Origin of the sequence: Massilia eburnea (assembly GCF_009720745.1) — a bacterium.
GTDB classification, from domain to species: domain Bacteria; phylum Pseudomonadota; class Gammaproteobacteria; order Burkholderiales; family Burkholderiaceae_D; genus Rugamonas; species Rugamonas eburnea.
This window is the reverse complement of record NZ_WNKX01000019.1, coordinates 13,679-36,009: the sequence shown is the minus strand read 5'-3', so window position 1 is coordinate 36,009 and position 22,331 is coordinate 13,679. Positions and strand designations below refer to the sequence as shown.

General features: G+C 58.5%; 21 protein-coding genes and 2 tRNA genes. 4 read left to right on the top strand and 19 right to left on the bottom strand.

Annotation, left to right across the window (positions count from 1 at the left end; translation table 11 throughout):
• The 10 genes from GM658_RS21200 to GM658_RS21155 all read right to left on the bottom strand — a co-directional run bounded on the left by GM658_RS21200 (window position 1) and on the right by GM658_RS21155 (window position 7,388).
• On the bottom strand, window positions 1-774 hold the full coding sequence (locus tag GM658_RS21200) for a LytR/AlgR family response regulator transcription factor (RefSeq protein WP_155456054.1): 774 nt from the start codon (window positions 772-774) through the stop codon (window positions 1-3).
• The gene (locus GM658_RS29810) at window positions 771-1,775 is read right to left on the bottom strand and encodes a sensor histidine kinase (RefSeq protein ID WP_371865208.1); all 1,005 of its coding nucleotides are present in this window, start codon (window positions 1,773-1,775) and stop codon (window positions 771-773) included. The genes GM658_RS21200 and GM658_RS29810 overlap by 4 nt, the downstream gene beginning before the upstream one ends.
• 136 nt (window positions 1,776-1,911) lie before the next feature.
• Window positions 1,912-2,112: a hypothetical protein gene (locus GM658_RS21190; RefSeq protein WP_155456052.1), complete on the bottom strand. Its 201-nt coding sequence runs from the start codon at window positions 2,110-2,112 to the stop codon at window positions 1,912-1,914.
• 166 nt (window positions 2,113-2,278) lie between these two features.
• Entirely contained in the window at window positions 2,279-3,319 is a 1,041-nt protein-coding gene (locus GM658_RS21185) for a serine hydrolase domain-containing protein (protein ID WP_155456051.1), read from the bottom strand.
• Window positions 3,316-3,951, bottom strand: a complete 636-nt coding sequence (locus GM658_RS21180) for a hypothetical protein (RefSeq protein ID WP_155456050.1) — start codon at window positions 3,949-3,951, stop codon at window positions 3,316-3,318. Before GM658_RS21180 ends, GM658_RS21185 begins: the two co-directional genes overlap by 4 nt.
• Before the next feature lie 39 nt (window positions 3,952-3,990).
• Window positions 3,991-4,767, bottom strand: a complete 777-nt coding sequence (locus GM658_RS21175; RefSeq protein ID WP_170298906.1) for a hypothetical protein — start codon at window positions 4,765-4,767, stop codon at window positions 3,991-3,993.
• 156 nt (window positions 4,768-4,923) lie between these two features.
• Window positions 4,924-5,400 (bottom strand): PEP-CTERM sorting domain-containing protein, encoded by a 477-nt coding sequence (locus tag GM658_RS29395; RefSeq protein WP_229417002.1) that lies wholly within the window; start codon window positions 5,398-5,400, stop codon window positions 4,924-4,926.
• A 153-nt stretch (window positions 5,401-5,553) separates the two neighbouring features.
• Complete coding sequence (locus GM658_RS21165) at window positions 5,554-6,462, bottom strand: phosphatase PAP2 family protein (RefSeq protein ID WP_155456048.1); 909 nt, start codon at window positions 6,460-6,462, stop codon at window positions 5,554-5,556.
• A 108-nt stretch (window positions 6,463-6,570) separates the two neighbouring features.
• Window positions 6,571-6,646: transfer RNA gene (locus GM658_RS21160), tRNA-Asn, on the bottom strand.
• Window positions 6,647-6,698: 52 nt separating this feature from the next.
• Window positions 6,699-7,388, bottom strand: a complete 690-nt coding sequence (locus tag GM658_RS21155) for a DUF3334 family protein (protein WP_155456047.1) — start codon at window positions 7,386-7,388, stop codon at window positions 6,699-6,701.
• A gap of 150 nt (window positions 7,389-7,538) precedes the next feature.
• Between GM658_RS21155 and GM658_RS21150 the strand changes: the two genes are divergently transcribed.
• Together GM658_RS21150 and GM658_RS21145 are read left to right on the top strand one after the other, a co-directional pair.
• Complete coding sequence (locus GM658_RS21150; protein ID WP_155456046.1) at window positions 7,539-8,405, top strand: DUF5694 domain-containing protein; 867 nt, start codon at window positions 7,539-7,541, stop codon at window positions 8,403-8,405.
• The gene (locus tag GM658_RS21145) at window positions 8,402-9,850 is read left to right on the top strand and encodes a serine hydrolase domain-containing protein (RefSeq protein WP_155456045.1); all 1,449 of its coding nucleotides are present in this window, start codon (window positions 8,402-8,404) and stop codon (window positions 9,848-9,850) included. Before GM658_RS21150 ends, GM658_RS21145 begins: the two co-directional genes overlap by 4 nt.
• A gap of 31 nt (window positions 9,851-9,881) precedes the next feature.
• Here the strand turns inward: GM658_RS21145 and GM658_RS21140 are convergent, their stop codons facing one another.
• A complete protein-coding gene (locus GM658_RS21140) occupies window positions 9,882-10,985 on the bottom strand; it encodes a hypothetical protein (protein WP_170298905.1) in 1,104 nt (367 codons plus the stop codon).
• Window positions 10,986-11,451: 466 nt separating this feature from the next.
• On the opposite strand from GM658_RS21140, the gene GM658_RS21135 reads away from it, so the two are divergent.
• Window positions 11,452-12,021: a cytochrome C gene (locus GM658_RS21135; protein WP_155456043.1), complete on the top strand. Its 570-nt coding sequence runs from the start codon at window positions 11,452-11,454 to the stop codon at window positions 12,019-12,021.
• A 2-nt stretch (window positions 12,022-12,023) separates the two neighbouring features.
• Here the strand turns inward: GM658_RS21135 and GM658_RS21130 are convergent, their stop codons facing one another.
• From GM658_RS21130 to GM658_RS21120, 3 genes are all read right to left on the bottom strand, one after another.
• Window positions 12,024-14,453: a DUF3857 domain-containing transglutaminase family protein gene (locus GM658_RS21130; protein WP_155456042.1), complete on the bottom strand. Its 2,430-nt coding sequence runs from the start codon at window positions 14,451-14,453 to the stop codon at window positions 12,024-12,026.
• A 164-nt stretch (window positions 14,454-14,617) separates the two neighbouring features.
• Window positions 14,618-14,693: transfer RNA gene (locus GM658_RS21125), tRNA-Asn, on the bottom strand.
• A gap of 37 nt (window positions 14,694-14,730) precedes the next feature.
• Window positions 14,731-15,933 carry an amino acid aminotransferase gene (locus tag GM658_RS21120; RefSeq protein WP_155456041.1) on the bottom strand — a complete coding sequence of 401 codons (1,203 nt, stop codon included), beginning with the start codon at window positions 15,931-15,933 and terminating at the stop codon, window positions 14,731-14,733.
• Window positions 15,934-16,043: 110 nt separating this feature from the next.
• Between GM658_RS21120 and uvrB the strand changes: the two genes are divergently transcribed.
• Entirely contained in the window at window positions 16,044-18,119 is a 2,076-nt protein-coding gene (gene uvrB, locus GM658_RS21115) for an excinuclease ABC subunit UvrB (protein ID WP_155456040.1), read from the top strand.
• A 161-nt stretch (window positions 18,120-18,280) separates the two neighbouring features.
• Here the strand turns inward: uvrB and GM658_RS21110 are convergent, their stop codons facing one another.
• The 5 genes from GM658_RS21110 to GM658_RS21090 form a co-directional block, all read right to left on the bottom strand.
• Window positions 18,281-18,940: a peroxiredoxin gene (locus GM658_RS21110; protein ID WP_155456039.1), complete on the bottom strand. Its 660-nt coding sequence runs from the start codon at window positions 18,938-18,940 to the stop codon at window positions 18,281-18,283.
• A 72-nt stretch (window positions 18,941-19,012) separates the two neighbouring features.
• On the bottom strand, window positions 19,013-19,201 hold the full coding sequence (locus GM658_RS21105) for a hypothetical protein (protein WP_155456038.1): 189 nt from the start codon (window positions 19,199-19,201) through the stop codon (window positions 19,013-19,015).
• A complete protein-coding gene (locus GM658_RS21100; RefSeq protein WP_155456037.1) occupies window positions 19,198-20,493 on the bottom strand; it encodes a TolB-like translocation protein in 1,296 nt (431 codons plus the stop codon). Before GM658_RS21100 ends, GM658_RS21105 begins: the two co-directional genes overlap by 4 nt.
• Before the next feature lie 108 nt (window positions 20,494-20,601).
• Complete coding sequence (locus tag GM658_RS21095; RefSeq protein ID WP_155456036.1) at window positions 20,602-21,198, bottom strand: MarC family protein; 597 nt, start codon at window positions 21,196-21,198, stop codon at window positions 20,602-20,604.
• Complete coding sequence (locus tag GM658_RS21090) at window positions 21,195-22,184, bottom strand: hypothetical protein (protein ID WP_155456035.1); 990 nt, start codon at window positions 22,182-22,184, stop codon at window positions 21,195-21,197. The genes GM658_RS21095 and GM658_RS21090 overlap by 4 nt, the downstream gene beginning before the upstream one ends.
• Between the last annotated feature and the right edge of the window lie 147 nt (window positions 22,185-22,331).

Here is a 22,331-nt window from a genome sequence, read left to right as displayed (position 1 = left end):
TCACATCTGCCGGAACAGGTGCGCGTACAGCGGGGAAACGCGCAGCTTCTCAGGGCGCCCGCGCAAGGCCAGCGACATCTTGCTGCCCTCCTCCCGCACAGCGCTCAGCACGCAGGAAGAATTGACGATGGTGCCGCGATGCACTTGCCAGAATACCTGATCATCCAGCTGCGGCAACAGTTCCTTGAGGCTCATGCGGATCAGTACCTCGCTATCGGCAGTCACCACATTCACATACTTGTCCGCCGCCTCAAAGTAGACCACATCCGACACCGGCACCATGCGCACCTGGTTGCCCACCGCCGCGCGGATCACGCCCAGGCGCTGCGCCGCCATCGGCACGCCCAGCGCCCGCAATTGCGCCGCCAGCACCTCCAGTCCGCCGGCCGGTTTGTCCTGCAAGCGCTGGCGCAAGCGCGCCACGGTGCGCGCCAGACGGTCGTCGCTGACAGGCTTCAGCACATAGTCGGCTGCCTCCCGCTCGAACGCCTGCACCGCAAATTCATCGTAGGCCGTCACAAATACCGTTTGCGGGAAAGGCGCCGGCCCAGTCCAGGCATCGGCCAATTCTTCCGCCACTTCCAGCCCGGACTTGCCGGGCATCTTGATATCGAGGAAGAGCACTTGCGGCTGCAAGGCCGCAGCCTGCGCCAGCGCTTCGATACCGTTGGCACAGGAGGCCACGATAGACAGTTCCGGCCACTGGCGCTGCAGCGCTGCCGCCAGTGTCGCAGCCAGGATTGGTTCGTCTTCAGCAATCAGTGCAGTAATCATGACAGGAGAATTCGTGCAATTGCGCCCTGCGGCGCAGCTTCAAGAGAAAGGGAAGCGCGCCCGCCGTACAAGGCTTGCAGGCGCTCGCGCACATTGGCCAGCCCCAGTCCGGTGCCAGGCTTTCCCGGTCCAGCATCGAGGCCGCGCCCGGTATCGGAGACCAGCAATTCGAAGCCATTGCCGGCAGCGCGCGCAGTCACCTGGATATGGCCGCCGGCCACGTTCGGCTCGACGCCATGGGCAATCGCATTCTCAACCAGCGGCTGCAAGAGCATGGGCGGCAGTTCGGTGCCGCGCAAAGCATCCGGCAGATCCAGCGCAAAGCTAAGCCGCGCGCCCATGCGCACCGACATCAGCCCGAGGTATGCCTCCAGCAGCGCAAATTCCTGCGCCAGCGTAGTGCGCTCGGCACGCGCCGCGCTCAGGGTCGCCCGCAGGTAGGTAATCAACTGGTCCAGCATGGTTTGCGCGCGCGCCGGATCGATGGCGATCAGACCCTGCAAATTGGCCAGGGTGTTGAACAGCATATGCGGCTCGATCTGCGCCTGCAGCCGTTGCAACTGCGCTTGCAGCGCCTGGCGCTCGACCGCCTCGGCCCGCGCCTTCTCCATGGCCGCTTCGGCGCGCGCCTGCGACAGCCTGTCGCGGCTGGAAAAGAACAGCGTCACGGCGCCTGTCGCGAATACGGTGAACACGATGGAGCTGAAGCCGCTCTGCCCTCGCAAGTGGCGTCGCATGTCGATCTCGGTCCCCATCAGCATTGACGCCAGTTGTGTGCCGATGAAGAGACCGCCAATCACTGCCATGGCAAGCACCGGCAGGAAATACAGCCACCTGACTTTTTGCTGCCCCCAGAGAAGGAAGCGCGCGATGTCGACCAGCAGCCAGGTAGTGAGGCCGATGCACATGGACGCCAGCAAATTCGGCCCGAAAAAGCGCCCTACGCCGAACACATAGGTCACCAGGACCGCGCACAGGAAATTGAACGCCACGACATACATGCCATCAACGGCAAGGCGTCGGAAAGGAAACGATGAGTGAGAAGGGATTGTCTGCATGGCAAGCATTTTCGCCCTACGGGCGCCTGCCATGCAACCATTTTGCGACGAAACCGCGCCTGGAAGGCGCGAATCCGCGTCAGGCCAAGGCTTCCTTGGCCGCTTCTTCCGGCGTCAAGCCGTCATAGAACAAGTCCGTGAACCATTCGATCTGCTCTTCGATGTGGTCCTGCGCTTCTTCAACCGTGGCGCCTCCCTTGACCAGGAAGCCTTCCACCTCGATACACCACTGGATCAGTTCCAGGGTTTCCGGATCGAGTTCTTCTTTCTTTTTTGCCATGACATCCTCCTACGCAAAAGCGGCAAAAGCATACCCCTGCGCGGTGCCATCCGTCCAGTGCTTCAATTATGCGGCGCGGCCAGCCTGCGCACAATAGCGTCGCGCAAGGCGAACAGGTGCCGGTTACCGTCGAATTCCGCGTTCGGGCTATTCCCGGTGTGGACAATTACAACCCGCGCGACAGGATCGACAAAGATATTCTGGCCGTTGACTCCCCAGAAAAAGGAACGGCCCCGGCAGCCTGAGGGATCCATACCTGCAGTCCATAGTATGGCGGCTTGCCGGGCTGCGGTTTGTCGCGGCGCAGTTCAGTCATTTTGCCGATCCACTCGGCGGGCACCACTTCCTTGCCGTCGATGCGGCCCTGGTTCATCACCAGGTATCCCAGGCGCGCATAATCGTGCAGCGTCGCCACAAACTGCCCTTGCACGCCCTCTTCCCCATGATTGTTCTTGATCCAGTGCCCTTGGGCTTCCGCACCCATGGGAATCCACAGCTTCTCTTCGAGATAGGCTGTCAGCGGCATTCTGTTCAAGCGCTGCGAAAGCGCCAGCCCGAGCACGGCAGTTTGCGCGCCGTTGTACTTGAACACGGTACCTGGCGCGGCGGCCTTTTCCTTCTTCGCGCTCAGGTAATCGCGCATGCTTTGCCGAGGATTGATGATCGGGTTCACCGCCCGATTATCGGAATCCGCGCCAGGCTCAAAAGAATTAAACAAGGCAGCGCCCGAAGACATGCGCAACAAGTCTTCGATCGTGTCATCGGCAAATGCGCTGTCCTTGAAATCGGGCAGCACCGACGAGATGCGTTCGTCCAGTGAAAGCTTGCCTTCCTTGAGCGCGATTCCCATCAGTAGGCCAAGCACGGTCTTTGACATCGACGCCGAAAGCAGTCCGTCATTCGGCTTACGCCCCTGTAAATAGCGCTCAAAGACGATCTGGTCGTCTTTCAGGACGAGAAACCCCGTCGTGCAGAATTTGCCCAGGTATTGTTCCAGCGTATAGGTATTGGGGTCGTCGCGCAGCTTGTAGCTTACGTCGCCCAGCGCCGGTCCCTGCTTCAGCGGGAATGGCGTAGGGGCCGGCCTGGCGGTGTTGTGCGCATATTTGTTTTGTGGATTGAGGAATACATCGCTGCAATCGCTAGCCGCGAAAGCCTGGAAATGAATGAACAGGCCCGCAGCAAGGGCTAGGAAACGCAGCTTCATTTGCTGGCGTAGGCGGTCAGCTCCCACATGTCGCGATTGGCGACGCGCCCGTTGCGGTCCGTATCCTGGTATTCCAGCTTGACGTAATTCTTGACGGCGGGCGCATACCAGACCGTCTCGGTCGATTTGGCGGAGCCGCGATTCCTGGCAATTTCGTCGTTCTGGTAATAGGCCGTGATCTCAATCTTCATCGCGTCGAACTCACCGGCCTGCACCTTGATTTTCTCCCAGCCCAGCGCCTTCCCTTCGATCTGGTAGCGGAAGTGCTTGCCCGTCGTGGGATTATCGGCGGTGGCTTCGCTGCTCCACGTCTTACCCGCTTCGAGCGGGAATGCGTAGCGGGTGAATGCCGGCGCAAAGTGCTTCGAACCGCGATCGAACGGATTCATTTCGCGGCTGAAGCGCTGGTGTGAGAACACTTCGCCTGTGTCGACGCGCTTGTAGTCTGCCTCGATGCCGCTGTCGTTGATTGCTGTGACTTCCACCTGCCTCAAGCTGCCCGGCTCGTTTTTCCAGACATCGGTGTATTGGAAAGTCCAGCTGTCCCCAACCACCACGACTGGGGCCGCGATCGGCGCATGCTGGTCCGCTGCCGAAGCAAGGACAGAACCGATCAGGCCAAGGGCAAACATGGAATATTTCAAGGCACACTGCATGTTCCCACTCCTTGTTTAACGGATGCCAACGAAGGCGGACGAATTGACGCGGGCCTGATCGAGCAGGGTCATCGCAAGCTGCTGCTGCCCATTGGGCAAGGCGTAGCTGATCGCGATCCCGCTCAGCGATTGTCCAGCCAGGATGCAGGGCGAGGCGCCGTAGGTCAGCGCCACGTCCAGCACGTTTTTGCCGGAGCTGCGCGGTTTGACCGTGCCGCTGAACGCACAGCCGCTGGACGTGGCCGTGAATGTGCCGGAAGCCGCGATATTCATCGTTACCGGATAGCCGCGCAGCGACGTCATGTTCCAGGTGCCGGAGACCGCCGCCAGGCTGGCTGGCGAACTGTAATTGTAAATGGCCGCGCCAAGACCGGTTCCGGTTAAGGTAACGCTTGTGCTGCCCTCGCTCAGCGTCCCGTTAAAGCTGCTTCCCGCCGTATAGGTAGCGCTAAGCGAGCCAGACTGCAATACCGGATTGGAGGCCGACGCATCCTTCACGTCCGATGCCGAATAACTGCCGTTACTGGAGCTGCCATTGCCCTGCAAGAAACCGGAGACGCCGAAAATGCCGTTGCTGGTGCTGCCGTAAAGCGCATAGAGCTGGCCGTTTTCCAGGACCAGTGTGTAATGCTGACGACCATCGGACAAGGTTCCGTAGTACGCGCCTTCTGCCGGCGGCATTTGCGCGGCCGCCGTCGTGCTGCTCCCACTTCCACCGCCTCCTCCGCCGCAGCCTTGAAGCGCCAACGTTAAAACGGCAAACACTGCTACAACTGCATTATCCCGCTGCATTTTCTCCCTTTCAATCTTGTCAGGAATTCCACTCGCCGCAGATTAGCATTTTGGAAATCAAAAATCTTGCGGGAATCCCGTACTGAAAGGGCAAATGCAAAAAGCCCCACCGCGCTTAGCGCAGGTGGGGCTTTTCAAAGGCTTTCAGCGCTCGAATTATGCGCGGCGGCGGAAGCGTGCCAGCGCCAGCAGGCCCAGGCCGAACAGTGCCATCGAAGCAGGTTCTGGTACCTGAACGTCAGCAGCAACGGCGCCGACGTTATTCCATGCGTCCGAATCCCAGTAGAACAGGTTCAGTTTGCCGCTCTTGTTGGCGTAGCCGTCAAAGCTGGTGCCAACAATAAAGAAATTGCCCGCGTCCGCAGTACCGGTGCCGATCTGGCCCACCAGCTCACCAATGTTCGCAGTAAAGCCGCTGCCATCAGGATTCTGCACGCCCATGCCCCAGCCAGCGGCTCCGTTGGCGTTGGTGTCATAGCCAGCAGCGCCGAAGCTGAAGTTCCAGGTCAGGGTCGGGTCGACCGAGATCGACAGATGCTGGCCGGCTTGCAGGGTAATGCCGGTGTCCAGCGCCTCACCGTCGGAAATGCTGTTGACCTTCGCATCAACCGTGAACACGGCTGCGTTAGCCAAACCAGCGAATGCAAATGCTGCAGCGAAACCAATAGTGCGAATTACGTTTTGAACTTTCATCAAGTTTTACCTAGTTATAATTTTGGAACGTAGCATACTGCAAGTTTCGTGCCAATTTCCCAACATTATAAAAAGATGAACCAGATCAATAGCTTATCCAAAGAGATATAAACGTTGCTCGTGCGACTGTAAAGTTTTTCGACACCAAAACTGCCTGAAGCTGATCGCGGCCGCCGTAATCAGTGCCCCGGCGAGAACATCGGCGATGTAATGGCCGCCGACCACCGGCGTGGAAAGCAGCAGCAGAATATTGGTCGGGATAATAACAATTACCAAGGGCGTTTTGCGTACCGCCCAGCAAAGCAAGATCGCCATGACGGTATGAACCGAGGGCATCGATACCAGCCCCTGCATCGACTCCAGGTCGATATTGGTCAGCGCGCCCGATCTTAGCAACTCGAAGTGAGACCAGCCGGAAGCATCCACATGAACTGTTGAGGCATAAAATTTCGGCGCACCTGCCGCGGGAACAAATATCGACAACAGCACGGAAATCGCGAGCAGAGAAGCGGTCAATCCCAGAAATTCCTGGATCCTCGGCCTGCGCTTTGTCAAGCAGAGATAAAGGACGACCAGCCACGATTGCACCGTCAGGCTTCCGTACGCCAAAACAAGCAAGCGATCGAAAGCCGGATGAGCGGTAGACCATCGATAATAGTCCGCCCAATCAAACGCCAGAATGTGATCCAGGTCCGCAAGCGTTTGATCGATCAGCGGAAAGTTCGCCGAGATAGCCAAATAACTGAAGATGGCAGCCGCCCGCGCGATTATCAGAGAAAACGTCACTGATTCGCAGAGATTGAAAAGCAGTTCGTCATCCCTGTAGCGCTTGAACGCAAGTGGCGCTGAAGCGACAGTCGCAAGCAGTGCGGTGCCGACCAGGCTCTCCGGCCGCAGAGTCCACCCTTTGGCAAGCATCCACATGGTATCGAGGCACACCATCGCAAGAAGAACTGACCACTTGAAGTCCAGCTTTCTTAGTGCTCCGGCATATCTGATCATTGGAGATCCCCGATATCAAGTTCGCGTCGCTACCTCATGCGTGGGATCACGATATCACATGTCGGAAAGAAAAAAGCCCAACCTTTCAAGGCTGGGCTTCTTGTATTCTGGCTCCCCGACCTGGACTCGAACCAGGGACCTGCGGATTAACAGTCCGTCGCTCTACCGACTGAGCTATCAGGGAAAAGAGGCAATATTATAACTGCCGGTCAGCTGTTTGCAAAGCCTATTTTAGATCACATGCCAAGGGACTTCAAAAGTTCGTCAGCGTCGTCGGACGAGATCGCGGCAGCTGGCGCCGCATCCTGCTTGGCGGCCTGCTCGCGCTCCAGCAGCGTATCGGGATCCTCGACCTCGCTCTTCTCGAAATCATGCAACTTAATAAACTCGGTCCGATCAATCGCCAGCTCGAGGTAGAAGATGTTGTTACGCTCGGTGAAGAAGGACACGCGGCGCATCTCAGGACGGTCCAGCGGCGTGTCTACGCTCAGCGTTACCTGCTTGTTCAGCACCAGCATCTTTGGCTGATTCTGGGTGATGTTGGTCTGCAGCTCGCTGCGCACCTTGCCGGTGAAGTCGCCGACGATCTGGTTCATCAGCTCGCCCATGATGTTCGCCACCTCGTCCGAAGTGAAGGAGCTGGCCAGCTCCGACTTCGGCATGCCCATGCTGAGCATATAACGTTCATAGATCTCCATCGCCGCCTCGGCCGAGAAGTTCAGCACCACCAAGCCGGTAAAGCCGCCGTCGAACAGCACGAAGCAGCCGATATCGGGCTTCAGCCCCACCTTGGTGATGCGCTGGACCATGGCCGAGTAGGTAATCCGGCTTTGCGACGCCACGTTCAACACGCGGGTAACGGACGAGCAAAGAGTCGTCAGCAGGTCTTCGGTGCCGTACACCACCCGCTCTTCTTTTGTAATCATTCTGAAAATGCTCCGGATTGGATCTTATGGATATCTTGAAGAATAACTGATTCCACTGCAAAAGCAAAAATGCTTATGTTCATTCTGCTAATATTCTTCGGCATCCCCGCAATGGTGCCGGGAAGCACAAGCACGAAAAAGGACCATCAAATGCTCACATGCTTTGCCAAGCCTGCCTCTGCGCTGGCCTTGCTGCTCGCGGCCGTCCATGCTTTTGCGGCCGAACCCGAACTGTTGCGTGATCGCACAGAATCCAACCGCCCCACCCTGCTGCTGATCGGCACACCACACTTCGCCAACCATTTCCGCGACGTGAGCAACACCAAAGTACCGGAAGTCCTGTCGCGGCAGCGCCAGGCAGAAATCGAACAGGTGGCTACGGTCTTGCTGGCCTTCCGCCCTACCAAGGTCGCGGTGGAAGTCTCGCGCGACAAGCAAGACAAACTGAGCGCCAACTACCACGCCTACCTGACCGGGAATTACACCCTGACCAGCGAAGAAGCCGACCAACTGGGCATGCGCATCGCTGCCGCAGCCAAGCTGCCCGATATCTACGCCATCGACTGGAACAAGATGCCGCCGGGCCGCATTGAAGATTTCGATTACGAGACCTGGGCCAAACAGAACGGACGGGGCCCGCTGCTCGAGCGCATCCGCGATTCCGCCCGCTCGCTGGCCGATGGCCAGCGCCTGTTGAAAACAAGCGTCGGCGATTGGCTGGCCGAATATAACTCGCCGCAGGCGCTGGCGGACAGCCACCGCCGCTATTTCGATTTTGCCATGCTGAGCGAAGGCGACAATTTCCCCGGACCAAATTGGGTCGCCAACTGGTACGGCCGCAACCTGAAGATCTTCTCCAAGCTGGTGACGCTCGCCGACAAGCCTGGCGATCGCGTACTGGTGATTTACGGGGCAGGCCATATTCCGACCCTGCGCGAGTTCGCGCAGCAGTCAGGCGCCTTCAACGTCGCCGATCCAATGCCGCTGCTCGAACAGGCGCGCAAGGTTGCCCAATGAAGTTCGCTTGCCTCGTCCTCGCACTGGTACTCGCGCTGCCGGTCAAGGCCGACCACATCGCCGACATCGACCGCATTGCCAAGCAATACCACGCGCTGGGCCAGCTTGATGGCTCAGTACTCGTCGCCGACCATGGCAAGGTGATTTACCACCGCGCCTTCGGCCTTGCCAATCGCGAGTGGCAAATTCCTAACACGACCGATACGGCATTTCGCGTCGCGTCCTTGACCAAGCAATTTACTGCCACGCTGGTCATGCAGCTGGCCGAGCAAGGCAAGCTGCGGCTGGATGACCCGATCGGCAAATACGTGCCGGAATTGAACCGGGAGATTGGGCAGCGCGTCACCCTGCACCAACTGCTTAACCACACTTCCGGCATCGTGGACTACGCGAACTTCCCGGGTTTCTGGGCCAACCGGCTTGGCGAAAAAGTACCGAAGGCCGACTTCATCGCCATCATGAACCGCCCTTTGGAATTCGAACCGGGCAGCCAGGCCCATTACAGCAGCTCCAACTACACATTGCTCGGCTGGGTGATCGAAAAGCAGACCGGCAAGACTTTCAGTGAAGCACTGGACAGCATGGTCCTGCGCCCCCTCGGCATGCAGCGCACAGCATATGACGCGCCGGACCGCATTATTGCGCGCAGGGCTTTTGGCTATGTGCGTGCGCTGGGCGAATATCGTCCCGCCGATCCGCTCTGGATTCCCAACATCGGCGCCGGAGGCGGCGTGGCAAGCACCACGGGCGACTTCTTCAAGCTCGATCGCGCCCTGGCCGGAGACAAGCTGCTCAAACCCGAATCGAAACGCAAGATGTTCACTCCTTACATCAAGGACGACGTGTGGGGAGACCTTGGCTACGGCTACGGCTGGATGATCGGAACGCGTACCATCGCCGGCAAACGGCGCCTGGTGCATGAACACGGCGGCAACGGCAATGGCTTCCGTACGCTGGTCACGCGCTATCCGGAAGAAGGCAAGCTGGTGGTGATCTTCCTCAACGAAGGCAATGGCAACAAGGGCCCGGAGATTTACCGTATGCGCAGCGATTTCACTGATGCGATGTATGGCATGCCTGTCGCTCCGCCCAAGCCGGCATTACAAGACCTGCTGGCCGATGAAGTCCGCCGCGTGGGCGACGACAATGCGCTCGCGCGTTTCGATGCCCTGATGGACCGCAGTGGCAGGCCCGAAAACGGTGATGGACTGAATCGGCTGGCCTATCAATACGCGGAAGCGGGCCGAGGAGCAACCGGCATCGCTATCCTCAAACGCGCCATCGCCGTCTTTCCCCAAGACGGCAACCTGTACGACTCACTAGGCGAGCTGTACCTGATGGCGGGCGACAACGCCAGTTCCGCCTCAGCCTACCGGCGCGCGATTGAACTCGAACCAAGCAATACCAACGCTAAGGAAATGCTGAAGAAAGCCACTCAAATGTGACGATAGCGGCCGCGCCGGTCCGGGCCGCTTATCAACTCTTCGGCGTGAAGCTATAAAGCACCCGCGAATCCGCTGCGCGATAGACGACGATTCTCTGAACCTTGGTTGGTCTCACAATAACCATCCAGGTATCCGTCATACTGCCCTTTAAAAACGCATCATTCTTCCGGGTAGATTCACAATAGCGGCATTTGCGGGTCACCAGGAAATCGTCCGAATAAATGCCCACAATTAGCTCATTCTCAAGAGTCTTGGCCTCGTCCCTGGATACTTTGATTGTCTGGTTCCAGACATAGCTGCCCGCGTAAAAATAGTCCTCACTTTCGTCACGCCTGATGTCGCGGCTGGTAATCGCATTCGATAAACGAATTGGGGACAATTCGGAATGTTTCTCCCGCAAAGGCACTCCGCCAACCAGCGCAAGACATGCAGAGATCTTGTACTCGCCCGCAGCATGATCGTATGAGGTCTGGCAGTTGTAGTTGCTCTTGGCATTCAACGGCGCTACAGCAAGGAAGCCCTTTTTGATCTTGTCGACCCGCGCTTTATACTCGTCATCCGTTTCAAACTTGTCGCGAACTGTCGAACGCTCAGGCTTTGGTTTGAGAAGGTCTTCAATTGGCGTCGGCACCAGCCCTACCAGATCAAAGACTCTTGGACCTTCACCAGGAAGCCAGTTTTGCTCTTCCCCCATCGCTCCAGACAACCCAGCCATTCTTGTCACCGCATCGTTCGGAAACTTGAATCCGACGCAGGTATCGGTCCAGGTCTGGTAATCGGCGCATTTTTCCGGAGTTTTCGCAGCCAACTCAAAGTATTTGTAGGCAGCCACCGGATACCCCAATCCTTCCGCCGCTGCTCCCAAGTAGAAATAGTATGTATTGATCACGAAGCGCTTGGAGACAACGCTATTCACCAGCTCTTCCCATTTCTTCTCTTCGTACATGCGCTTTAGGTCGTCCGCTCCCGTGTAACCCTTTCCGAATACGCTGTATTCCAGCTTCAGGCTCCCTGATTTAAATTCGTCGCTGAGAGCTGAAGGGGTTTCCGCCCTTGCCTGGGTGGCCGTGATCCATGCAACCGCACCGATCAGAACCGCAACGGTTTTAAAAGAAATGTTCGACTTCATTTTCATATTTAAAAAGATGGATGTTATTAAATGAAGATTAACATTGTCCTTATGCAAAAAGCAAATCATAGGATGGAGGCCCAAAAGTACCAGGAGCCAGTACCACAGGAGCCAGTACCAGGAGCCAGTACCAGGTCTGTCATTTGGACCTGCAATCCAACTCTTTGATAAATATCAATACGAGAAATTGGGCGAATCCTGACCTTGAGATTCATCAAATGCGAGCGCTAGGTGTCCGAATGACAGACCTGGAACCGAATCAGGAACCGAATCAGAATGACAGACCTGGAACCGAATCAGGAACCGAATCATGGAACCGAATCAGATGTGCGACATCCTGTTCCCCTGAATTGAACATAGCAATTCGGCAATATGATAAATCGAATCACCTTGAAAGACGCGGCGCGCTACCTATACTTGATTGGTTCGCCAGTTGACGAATGAACAATAGCTTCAATAAGGGGACTCACACATGACTACTTCCTTAATGCCGCGTCGCGCCGCCTGGATGATCTGCGCCGCCGTCGCCGCAACTGCCTTACCCGCCTTCGCCGACGACAACCATGACAGTGGAAGTGAAAGCCGCATCCGCCGCGGCTACGAAATCGTGCCGAAAGGCGTCAAGCTGGACATGATGGGGAAAAACCGGGCCATGGTTGGCCTGGGCAGCTACATCGTCAATTCCAGCGGCTGCATCGACTGCCACAGCCACCCCAGCTACGCGCCGGGCGGCGATCCATTTAAAGGACAGCCCGAGATGATCAATACCGCCCAATACCTGTCCGGCGGCCGCATGTTCGGCCCGTTCATCAAGGCGCCCAACCTGACACCGGACAATGCCGGCAAGCCAGCCGGCCTGACGCTCGCCCAGTTCATCCAGACCCTGCGCACCGGCCACAATCCGAATGACCCGCCGGGCGAGATCCTGCAGGTCATGCCCTGGCCCGCCTTCAGCAAGAAGACCAACGAGGAGCTGACCGCGATCTACGAATACCTGCGCGCGATTCCGCCCCTGCCTGACAATCCGAACCCGGGGCCTTGATTTCAGCTTGCCAAAGCTTTGACGTAGTAGCCCGCGCAAAGAATCAGGACTAGCGACGGCAATGCACTGAGTGTTTTGACCAGGTAGCGAACACCTAGCGTCATACTGTCCATGGCCGCCGGATTTGCGTGGGCATATTGCCAATGCGTGACGGGCGCACGGTCTGAACGCGCCAGCAAGGCACTGCTGCCAAAGAATACGATAATGAGGCCAAGCGTCTGCGTTTTCCAGGTGTTATTAAACCCGGCAAACAAAACCCACAGCACGAAGGATATCCACACCAATTGCCCCGTCAGGTACCAGTTCAGGGGGCGATGCGTTTCCGGTGAGCGCCAGCAAAGAAAAGCCAGGACGCCCCATATTGCGAGCAGGATGCTGATTTGCACAAGTTGCGATCTCTGCTGCGCCTGGCGCGCTTTATCCGACTCGGCCTGGATTTGTTCGTGGGTTGTCCGCGCAGATGGCCGGGCCGCCGCAGCAGGGGCATCGTCAAGGTACAGCGTAATGCCTACTTCGTTGTATGCCTTCTTCAAGTTGGCTGCGTGCTCGCGCACTTCGTCAGGCTCCACCTGTGGCTTCAGCCAGCGCAAGTGGTCGACAAGGCGATACTTGACGTCTCCCTCGCCACGCTCTTTCTTATGCGTGAACTCAAACGCTGCGTCCTTAATCTCGACGGCTTCAGGTTTGAGGCCCCACTTGCCAGACAGCTTTACTTCAGTAATCTCTTCGATCTCCCTGGGGTAGTTGGTAGCCAACGGTGCAGTGCGGTTCAAGAAGTCTGGCGCGTTCAGCTCAGAACGAATTTCAGAGGAGCGAATATAAGCCTCTCGCCGATTGTCCTGGGTCCTGCGCTTCCAGAAGTCCGGAATCTCATACGATTCCACCGTCGTGAACAGGTTGTGCTTGACGTCGTCGACATGACGCAACGGCGCCGCAGACTTGATCTCGGGATATCGCCTTGCATAGTAATTTAGAAATTGCGACTGCAAATCCGCCACACCTTTCCGCGCAATCTGGTCACGCAGCGAATCAGCGGCGGCTCCCTGCGACACCGTCGTAATCGTGTAGCGCATTGGCTGTTCAGGGCCGCCCGTGCCGTCGAAAACAGCATGTACCTGCTTACGGCTGCGCCCCTCCTTGCCCGCCATCTTGACCAGCCCCGCCTCCCCCTCGTCCAGCACAAGGGCCAGGCCGAAATCGGATTGCACCAGGTGTTCAAGGTCGCCGCCTTGCGGTGACATGGTTGGGTCCAGCCAGTAATGGCGGCCATTCAGCGTCGCACGGACAACGACATGGTTAAAGACCTGCGGCGCTGGCAGGACATCGGCAATGGCTTCGCGGCGCTCCGTATTGACCAGGGCCGGCGCGGCCTTCACATTCAGCTCACGCAGCATCGCCACCACCAGCAATGCCTTGTCCTTGCAGTCGCCAAAACGGCGCTGGAAAACGGTCGACGGCGCAGTCGGTGCATGGGAACCGGTGCCCACCTCCACACCCAGGTAACGGATATCGGACTGCGCCAGTTGCAGCACAGCACGCACCCGCGCTTCAGGGGTCGCTGCAGTACGGCGGATACCTTCAATTGCCGCATTAAGTGCCGGGTCCACTTGGCCATTCAAGCGATAAAGCGGCAATCCCCAATCGACCACGGACCTCCAGTCAGCAAATTCACTCCAGCGCACGCGTGCATATGGGTTGTAATTGGCTGGCGCATCGCCATCGACCTTTAGTGCCGGCACATCCTGTTGCGACCAGCGATAGTCGCGGTAGCCGTCGAACTCGCGAACACGCGGCTGCAAGGTACTGTTCATCAATTGCGTGGCAACCGTGCGGCCAATCGGAACCATCAAGCGGACCGACGCCTGTCCTACAGGCACCGACCATTGGAGTTCCGCGCCACCTGCAATGCGGTTGCCGAACACAGGATTGACGCCGCGGCGGCTGTACGCGTATTCGACAACATCGCCCACGCGCAAATCGTCAAGCACCACGCTTACGGTTTTGCTGCCGTCGTAAATGCGATATTCGAGCTCGGTTTCCCGCTGCAACACCGATATTTTTGCGCTGGCCAACTTATCGATCACCTTCCCACCGCGAATGATACGGATAGCATGAATCGTCAGCTGCTCATAGCTCGGATCGAAAACAAAGGAAATGTCGGCAACAGAACGGACGCCTTCAGCATCCAGGGCCTTGTTCGCAAAGTGGTAATAGTTCACCCTGCCGTTTTTTTCGATGCGAGATTGCACATCGCTCAGGATGTTCCACTCCCCGCTCGATTGCCCGCCCGGGGCTTTGCGCGCCGTATCGACAGCGATCGGCTCGACCCAAGCCGGTGCCGGGCCAGTTCGATACTCGGCCGCGTTGGCAAAGATCGTTGAAACCAACAACAAAATCAGCAAAAACAGCGACCGACGCATACCGGCTTTCATAATAAAAAGGCCGCAATGACGCGGCCAGATTTTAATTCATGGGCAGTATAGCCGGTTTTATGTCAAAAATGGTAACAGACGATACTCGAGGCCAATAGCGTGAGCTTCGGCTTTAGCAGAAATGCAAAAAGCCCAACCTGTGAAGGCTGGGCTTTTCTGTATTCTGGCTCCCCGACCTGGACTCGAACCAGGGACCTGCGGATTAACAGTCCGTCGCTCTACCGACTGAGCTATCAGGGATCACTCTCTGACCGCGTTGCGATCAGAGAGCAGCATATTAAAGTACCTTGGCGATGGCGTCAACTACCGTATCGATATTCTTCGAATTCAGCGCTGCCACGCAGATGCGGCCGGTATCCACGGCGTAGATCGACTGTTCGCGCAGCTTGGCCACCTGCTCCTTGCTCAGGCCGGAGTAGGAGAACATGCCAACCTGCTCACGCACGAAGTCGAAATCATGGCCTGGGGCCTTGGCTTTCAGCTTCTGCACGAAGGCTTCGCGCATTTCCTTGATACGTACGCGCATGCCGGCCAGTTCGTCTTCCCACATCTGGCGCAATTCCGGGGTTGCCAGGGCGGTTGCCACCACCTTGCCGCCGTGGACAGGTGGGTTGGAGTAGTTGGTACGCACCACGCGCTTCAGCTGCGACAGCAGGCGGGAAGCTTCTTCGGCGGAGGCAGCCACCACGCTCAGGGCGCCGACGCGCTCGCCGTACAGCGAGAAGGACTTGGAGAAGGAGTTCGACACCAGCAGCGCCACGCCGGTCGCGGCGAAGCGGCGTACCACGGCGCCATCTTCCGCGATGCCGGCGCCAAAGCCCTGGTAAGCCATGTCCAGGAACGGCACCAGGCCGCCGGCGACAACAGCGGCGATCACTTCATCCCACTGGGATTGGGTCAGGTCGGCGCCGGTCGGGTTGTGGCAGCAGGCGTGCAGCACGACGATGGCGCCACGCGGCATGGCCTTCAGGGCGGCCAGCATGGCGGCGAAGTTCACGCCATGGGTGGTCTCGTCGTAGTAGGCGTAGTTGTTGACTTTGAAGCCGGCGCTTTCGAACAGGGCGCGGTGGTTTTCCCAGCTCGGGTTGCTGATGTAAACCTCGGAATCCGGGGAGAAGCGCTTCAGGAAGTCGGCGCCGAGTTTCAGCGCGCCGGTGCCGCCCAGTGCCTGCACGGTCACCGCACGTTTCTCTTGAATTACGGCGCTGTCGGCACCAAATACCAGCTCTTGCACAGCCTTGTCGTAAGCTGCCAGGCCTTCGATCGGCAGGTAGGTACGCGGGGCGTGCTGCTCAATCAGGATTGCTTCCGCCTTTTCCACGCACTTCAGCAGCGGCACTTTGCCATTGTCGTCATAATAGACGCCTACGCCCAGGTTAATTTTCGCTGGGTTAGTGTCTGCATTAAAGGCTTCGGTGATGCCGAGGATTGGGTCGCGCGGGGCCATCTCGATGGCGCTGAAAACAGAAGAGGTCGTCATGATTAATTTGGTAACGTTTTGGGGCGGGGCGATGCTGGAACAAGCCGGCTCCCGAACAAAATCCGGTCAGGGCCGCCGACAATCGCATATTCTATCAAAGGTCTGCATTAATGTCTGATTCCCAAAATACCAGTACTCCGGCAGCGGAAGTTATCACCTTCCCGGATTCGCCGTATCGCCTGCACCAGCCCTTCCCTCCCGCCGGCGACCAGCCGACCGCGATTGACGCGCTGTGCGAGGGCATCGAGGACGGTTTGTCGTTCCAGACCCTGCTCGGCGTGACGGGTTCGGGCAAGACCTACACCATGGCCAATGTGATCGCCCGCATGGGCCGCCCTGCCATCGTGTTCGCACCGAACAAGACTCTGGCGGCGCAGCTGTATTCCGAATTCCGTGAGTTCTTCCCGGAGAACGCGGTGGAATACTTTGTGTCGTATTACGATTACTACCAGCCGGAAGCCTACGTGCCGCAGCGCGACCTGTTCATTGAAAAGGACTCGTCCATCAATGAGCACATCGAGCAGATGCGCCTGTCCTGTACCAAGTCGCTGATGGAACGGCGCGACGTGGTGATCGTGGCCACCGTGTCGGCCATCTACGGTATCGGTAACCCGAATGAATACCACCAGATGATCCTGACGCTGCGCGCCAAGGACCGTGTGGCGCAGCGCGACATCATCGCGCGCCTGATCCAGATGCAGTACACGCGCAATGAGATGGACTTCGGCCGCGGTACCTTCCGCGTGCGCGGCGACACCATCGATATCTTCCCGGCCGAACACGCCGACCTGGCGGTGCGCCTGGAGCTGTTTGACGACGAACTGGAGTCGATCCAGCTGTTCGATCCGCTGACCGGCAAGGTCAAACAGAAGATCCCGCGCTTCACCGTCTATCCTGGCTCGCACTATGTGACGCCGCGCGCCACCGTGCTGCGCGCCATTGAGACCATCAAGGAAGAATTGCGCGACCGTCTGGAGTTCTTCCGCAAGGAGAACAAGCTGGTGGAAGAACAGCGCCTGGAGCAGCGTACGCGCTTCGACCTGGAAATGATGTCGGAAGTGGGCTTCACCAAGGGCATCGAGAACTACTCGCGTCACCTGTCCGGCGCCAAGCCAGGGGAACCGCCGCCAACCCTGGTCGATTACCTGCCGCGCGATGCGCTGATGTTCCTCGACGAATCGCACGTGCTGATCGGCCAGTTGTCGGCCATGTATAACGGCGACCGTTCGCGCAAGACCAACCTGGTGGATTACGGTTTCCGCCTGCCGTCCGCGCTGGATAACCGGCCGCTCAAATTCGAAGAATTCGAGTCCAAGATGCGGCAGACGGTCTTCGTTTCCGCTACGCCGGCCGAATACGAGAAGAAAAACGCGGGGGCAGTGGTTGAACAGGTGGTGCGTCCGACCGGCCTGGTTGACCCGCAGGTGATTGTGCGCCCTGCCCGCACCCAGGTCGACGACCTGCTGGGCGAGATCAACGACCGCATCGAAAAGAACGAGCGCGTGCTGGTCACCACGCTGACCAAGCGCATGGCGGAGCAGTTGACCGAGTACCTGGGCGACCACGGCATCAAGGTGCGCTACCTGCACAGCGATGTGGATACGGTGGAGCGCGTGGAAATCCTGCGCGACCTGCGCATTGGCACTTTTGACGTGCTGGTAGGGATCAACCTGCTGCGCGAGGGCCTGGACTTGCCGGAGGTGTCGCTGGTGGCGATTCTCGACGCTGACAAGGAAGGCTTCCTGCGTTCTGAGCGCTCACTGATCCAGACCATCGGCCGCGCGGCGCGTAATTTGAATGGCGTCGCCCTGCTCTATGCGGACAATATTACCGATTCGATGAAGCGCGCGATCGACGAGACCGAGCGGCGCCGGGCCAAGCAGATTGCCTATAACGAGAAAATGGGCATTGTGCCGCGCGGCGTGAAGAAGATCATCAAGGACATGATCGATGGCGTCTACAGCGCGGCGGCTCGCGAGCAGCTTGAGGTGGCTGAGGAAGCGGCCAAGTATGAGGCGATGAGCGAGAAGCAGATCAGCAAGGAGATCAAGCGGCTGGAGAAACTTATGCTTGATCATGCGAAGAACCTGGAGTTTGAGAAGGCTGCGCAGGTGCGGGATCAGCTGCACCATCTCAAGGAGCAATTGTTTGGTGCGCCGGGGGCGGATGCTCTTCAAAACCGGTAAACCTGGGTCAGACCCAAGGGTCTGACCCTGTCTGCTCTACCGCTGCGGGTTTCGGTTGTGCGTTTTTGATCTTTTTCGAAAGTCAAAGGCCTCGAACCCAGACCTGTGGCCGTGAAACCGTTGGGGGTCTGACCCTTGGGTCAGACCCAGATTTACCGGTTTTAAGAAGGCTGCTTCACAATCCGCAGATAAGGCTTCGGCGCCTTCCAGCCATTCGGATAGATCGACTTGGCTTCCTCATCGCTGACGGAGCCCGCGATGATCACATCCTCGCCATCCTTCCAATTCACCGGCGTCGCAACGCGGTGCTTGGCCGTCAGCTGCATCGAGTCCAGCACGCGCAGGATTTCGTCAAAATTACGCCCAGTCGTCATCGGATAAGTCAGCATCAGCTTGATCTTCTTGTCCGGGCCAATGATGAACACCGAACGCACGGTGGCATTGGTGGCAGCCGTGCGGCCATCCGACGTACCTGGCTCTTCAGCCGGCAGCATGTTGTACAGCTTCGCAACATGCAGATCGGTATCGCCAATCATCGGGTAATTCACCTTGGCACCCTGTGTTTCCTCGATGTCAGCGGCCCATTTGCTGTGGTTCTCGACGGGGTCGATCGACAGGCCAATGATCTTGGTATTACGCTTGGTGAATTCAGGCTCGATCTTGGCCATATAGCCCAGCTCAGTGGTGCAAACAGGGGTGAAGTCCTTCGGGTGCGAAAACAGGACGGCCCATTGGTCGCCAATCCACTCATGGAAATCAATCGGACCCTTGGTGGTCTGTGCTTTGAAATTTGGCGCGGTATCGTTGATGCGCAGGGACATGGCAGCTCCTTTAATGATTGGCTTGGCGGGATCAATATCGTGCCACGCCGTCATTATCAAAGCAATACGTTTTCAACTCAGCAGGTCGCCAATTAAACCAATCACTTCTGCCCCGGCCGATACGCCTTCGATAACGTCGAGGACTTTGCTGCGTTCAGGCTGCACAGGCGGCAGCAGCCGCAGGTGCGCCAGCTCGGCCTCCTTGCGGGCATGTTCCGCGTCGCGCTGTGCACAGCGGAACCTGGGCCCGATCTCCTTCATCCTGCTGCAGCGTCGCGTACCAGCACCGCGCCCACCAGATCGCCTTGCGTCACCAGCGAAGAGCGGCCCTGCGCATCGAGCGCAAACATGCCGCGCCCGTTGCTATAGACGATGGTGCCGTTCGGCGTCATGTCGAAGGAACTCACATTGCTGGCCACCACGCTCTCGCCGCCATTGCGCGTGCGCCGCACCAGCTGCCACGATGACGGTACCAGCGAAGGAATGCCGCCAATGCTGGCCTCCCTGCGCAGGGCGCGTTCGGCATCGATACGCTTGCCCTGCAACATGATGTTCTTCATGTCCGCCTGCATCGGCGTGCCGCCAGCGCCCGTCAGCGGCTTACGCGAGTACATCAGCGAGAAGAAATTCAGGTAGTGGAACACCGCGCGCAGCAAGCGGAATGGGAAGAAGATCGTATCCAGCACCACGTTGCCGGCGTTGTACTGCGGCGGCTCGTAAGGACGGCGGATGAAGAACAGCGCCCCATCGGCCGCCACGCGCGGCGAAAGGAAGTCGTAACGCGGGTCTTCCAGCACCGGCGTCACGCGGCCGGTCGTCGTATTCAACTCCTGCAAAGTGACGTGGCCCACGCCTGCCCAGCCACCCTGCTGGTTGCGTGCAATACCGGCCGACTGGTAGATCACGACGCCATCGTCCCCCGGCACGGCGGTCGGTGCGGAATCGATCGTGTCGCCGCCGGTCAGCTCGCGCAAGCCGTCGCCTGAAACGCTCATCGACGCGATATGGCTGGCGCCACCGCGCGACTGCATGGTGCAGTAGATCATCTGGCCGGACGGCGACAGGTTCATGTCCTGCAGTTGCAGTTGCTGGCGGTGCAGCAGGCGTTCTTCATGGCCGCTGGCGAGATCGTAAGAGAACAGCCCGCCCATCCCGTGGTCGGCCTGGAAGTACAGCAGTTTGCCTTCACTGGTGAAGCGTGCCGAAGAAATCAGGATCGGATCGGTGTCGCGCTCAAAGTCGCGGTAATTGCCGTGCGCAGCAACGCCGAAGGCGGTGTCCTTTTTCCACGCATTCTTTTCCCGGCTGCGCTCAGCGCGGTCCATTGCCTGCTGCGCATAGGGGCTGGTGATTTCCTGCACCGCACCGTAGCCGCCCTGCACGAACAATTTGCCGTTGGAGACCCAGCCAATCTGCACCGGCGGCGCATTCCCGCCCATAGCCTGCGCCGGCGCAGGCCCTTGCGAGCCGGCCGGCTGCACATACTGGTTGGTCGATTTGTAGAACAGCACAACCAGGAGAACAACGATTCCCAACACAATCAGGACATGCATGGATCACCTTCGTTCAGGCGCCGCGTGCGCGGCAAATGGTGTCGATTATAGGACTATTGCTAGCTAGAAAAAGTCACGGAAAATCACCTTCAACGCCAGCCAGCCGCTTTACAGGGTTTTGACGAATTCGCGGATGCCGCCCAGCAGCATTTCGATCGACATCGCGGCCAGGATCAGGCCCATCAACCGTTCGAAGGCCGTCATCACTTGCGTGCCAAGTACTTTCTGCAGCCGCTCGGCGCCGAGGAATACGGCCAGCCATACCACCACGACGGCAGCCAGCGCTGCCACGTGCACCATCACCTCGCCTGCGCTCTCGCGCGAAAACAGCAGCACGGTCGCCAGTGCTGAGGGACCGGCCAGCGCGGGAATGGCCAGCGGCACAATGAAGGGCTCACCTCCTTCCGTGCGCCCCAGGACCCCATCGGGATGCGGGAACACCATGCGGATTGCGATCAGCAGCAGGATCACGCTGCCCGCGATGCGCAGCGAAACTTCCGACAGGCTCAGGGCCTTGAGGAAGTGGCTGCCAAAGAACATGAAGACAAGCAGCACGACAAAAGCGATCAGGCATTCGCGCACCACGATTTTCGGGCGCCGCTTGGGTGGCACTGTCGCGAGCGCCGAAGCAAAAATGGGAACGTTGCCGAACGGGTCGGTCACCAGCATCAGGAGGATGAAGGTCTGGAAGAAGTCTTGGGTCATGACCGCGAGTTTACACCACCGGCATGCGCTGGCGAAGCCGCCGCCGTGTGTCCCCTGCCCAGCTTGCGGTCGCAGTCCTCGACGCTGGCCACATCAGGCCAAAGCTCCGGCATCACATGCTCGCCCATTTCCTGGCGCAGCTTGAGGTAGGTTTCGCGGTCGTTGGCGCGGCAGGCGAAGGAAGCAAACTTGTTGCGGCTGCGCTGGTCTTGCGGGTGCCGCTGCAGCAAGTCCTCAAAGCCGGTCTTCACCATGCGCCATTCCGGCAGCCCGCGCTGCTCGCGAAATTGGATCGCTTCGCTGCCATTGCCATCTTCGCGCCAGTACAGGCGCGCATACATGCCGTTGCCTTCCACCGATCTGGTGAAGAAGGCAGCGCGGCGCGCAAACTGGTCGAACTGGACTGCACTGCCGCCCCAGCGCGGACTATAGGCGCGCGACATGGCATAGTGGATCTGCAGGTCGGTCGGGAAAGCCTGCACTGCGTCCAGGTAGGCGCTGGCGGCTCTGCGGCGCGAACCGGCTCCCTCCAGCTGCAGGCTGATGTTCAGGCTATACCAAAGCGGACAGGTATTGGCTTGCGCCTTCACTTGCTGCAGGCGCGCCATTCCGTGTCCCAGCTGCGCCTGGTAGAAGGCCATGGCTTCCTTCTGCAGGTGGCCAACCGCGCCCAGTCGCAGCTGAGAAGCATAAGCGCGCCAATAGATCGCTTCGACCAGCGCGCCCGCCAGCGAGTCGGGTTTCTCCTGGCGCCATTGCTCAAGGGCTGCCTGGTCGGCCTCCCAGGTTTGGGCGCTGCGGAAATGGCTGTCGAACTGTGACTCGAAGCTTGCCGGATCGGCGCTGCAGGATTCACGCAGGCTGCGCTCGATGGCGTCGAATCGGCGCTCGGTCCATTGCTTCTGCAGCGCGCCAGCCTTTGCGGCAGGCGCACTGCCCCCTGCCGGTTCTACCGGGGCAATGGTGAGCAGCAAAGACAACAACATGGATGGAAACATCACAATCCCGGCAACATGCAAAATGATGCCAAGAATTGTATAGTCATTTCTTTTCAGAAATGTCGCAAATATCCACGAATTGCTATTTATTTAGCAGTTTGTGGCGGATTCTGTACACTCGCTTCTTTGCCTTAT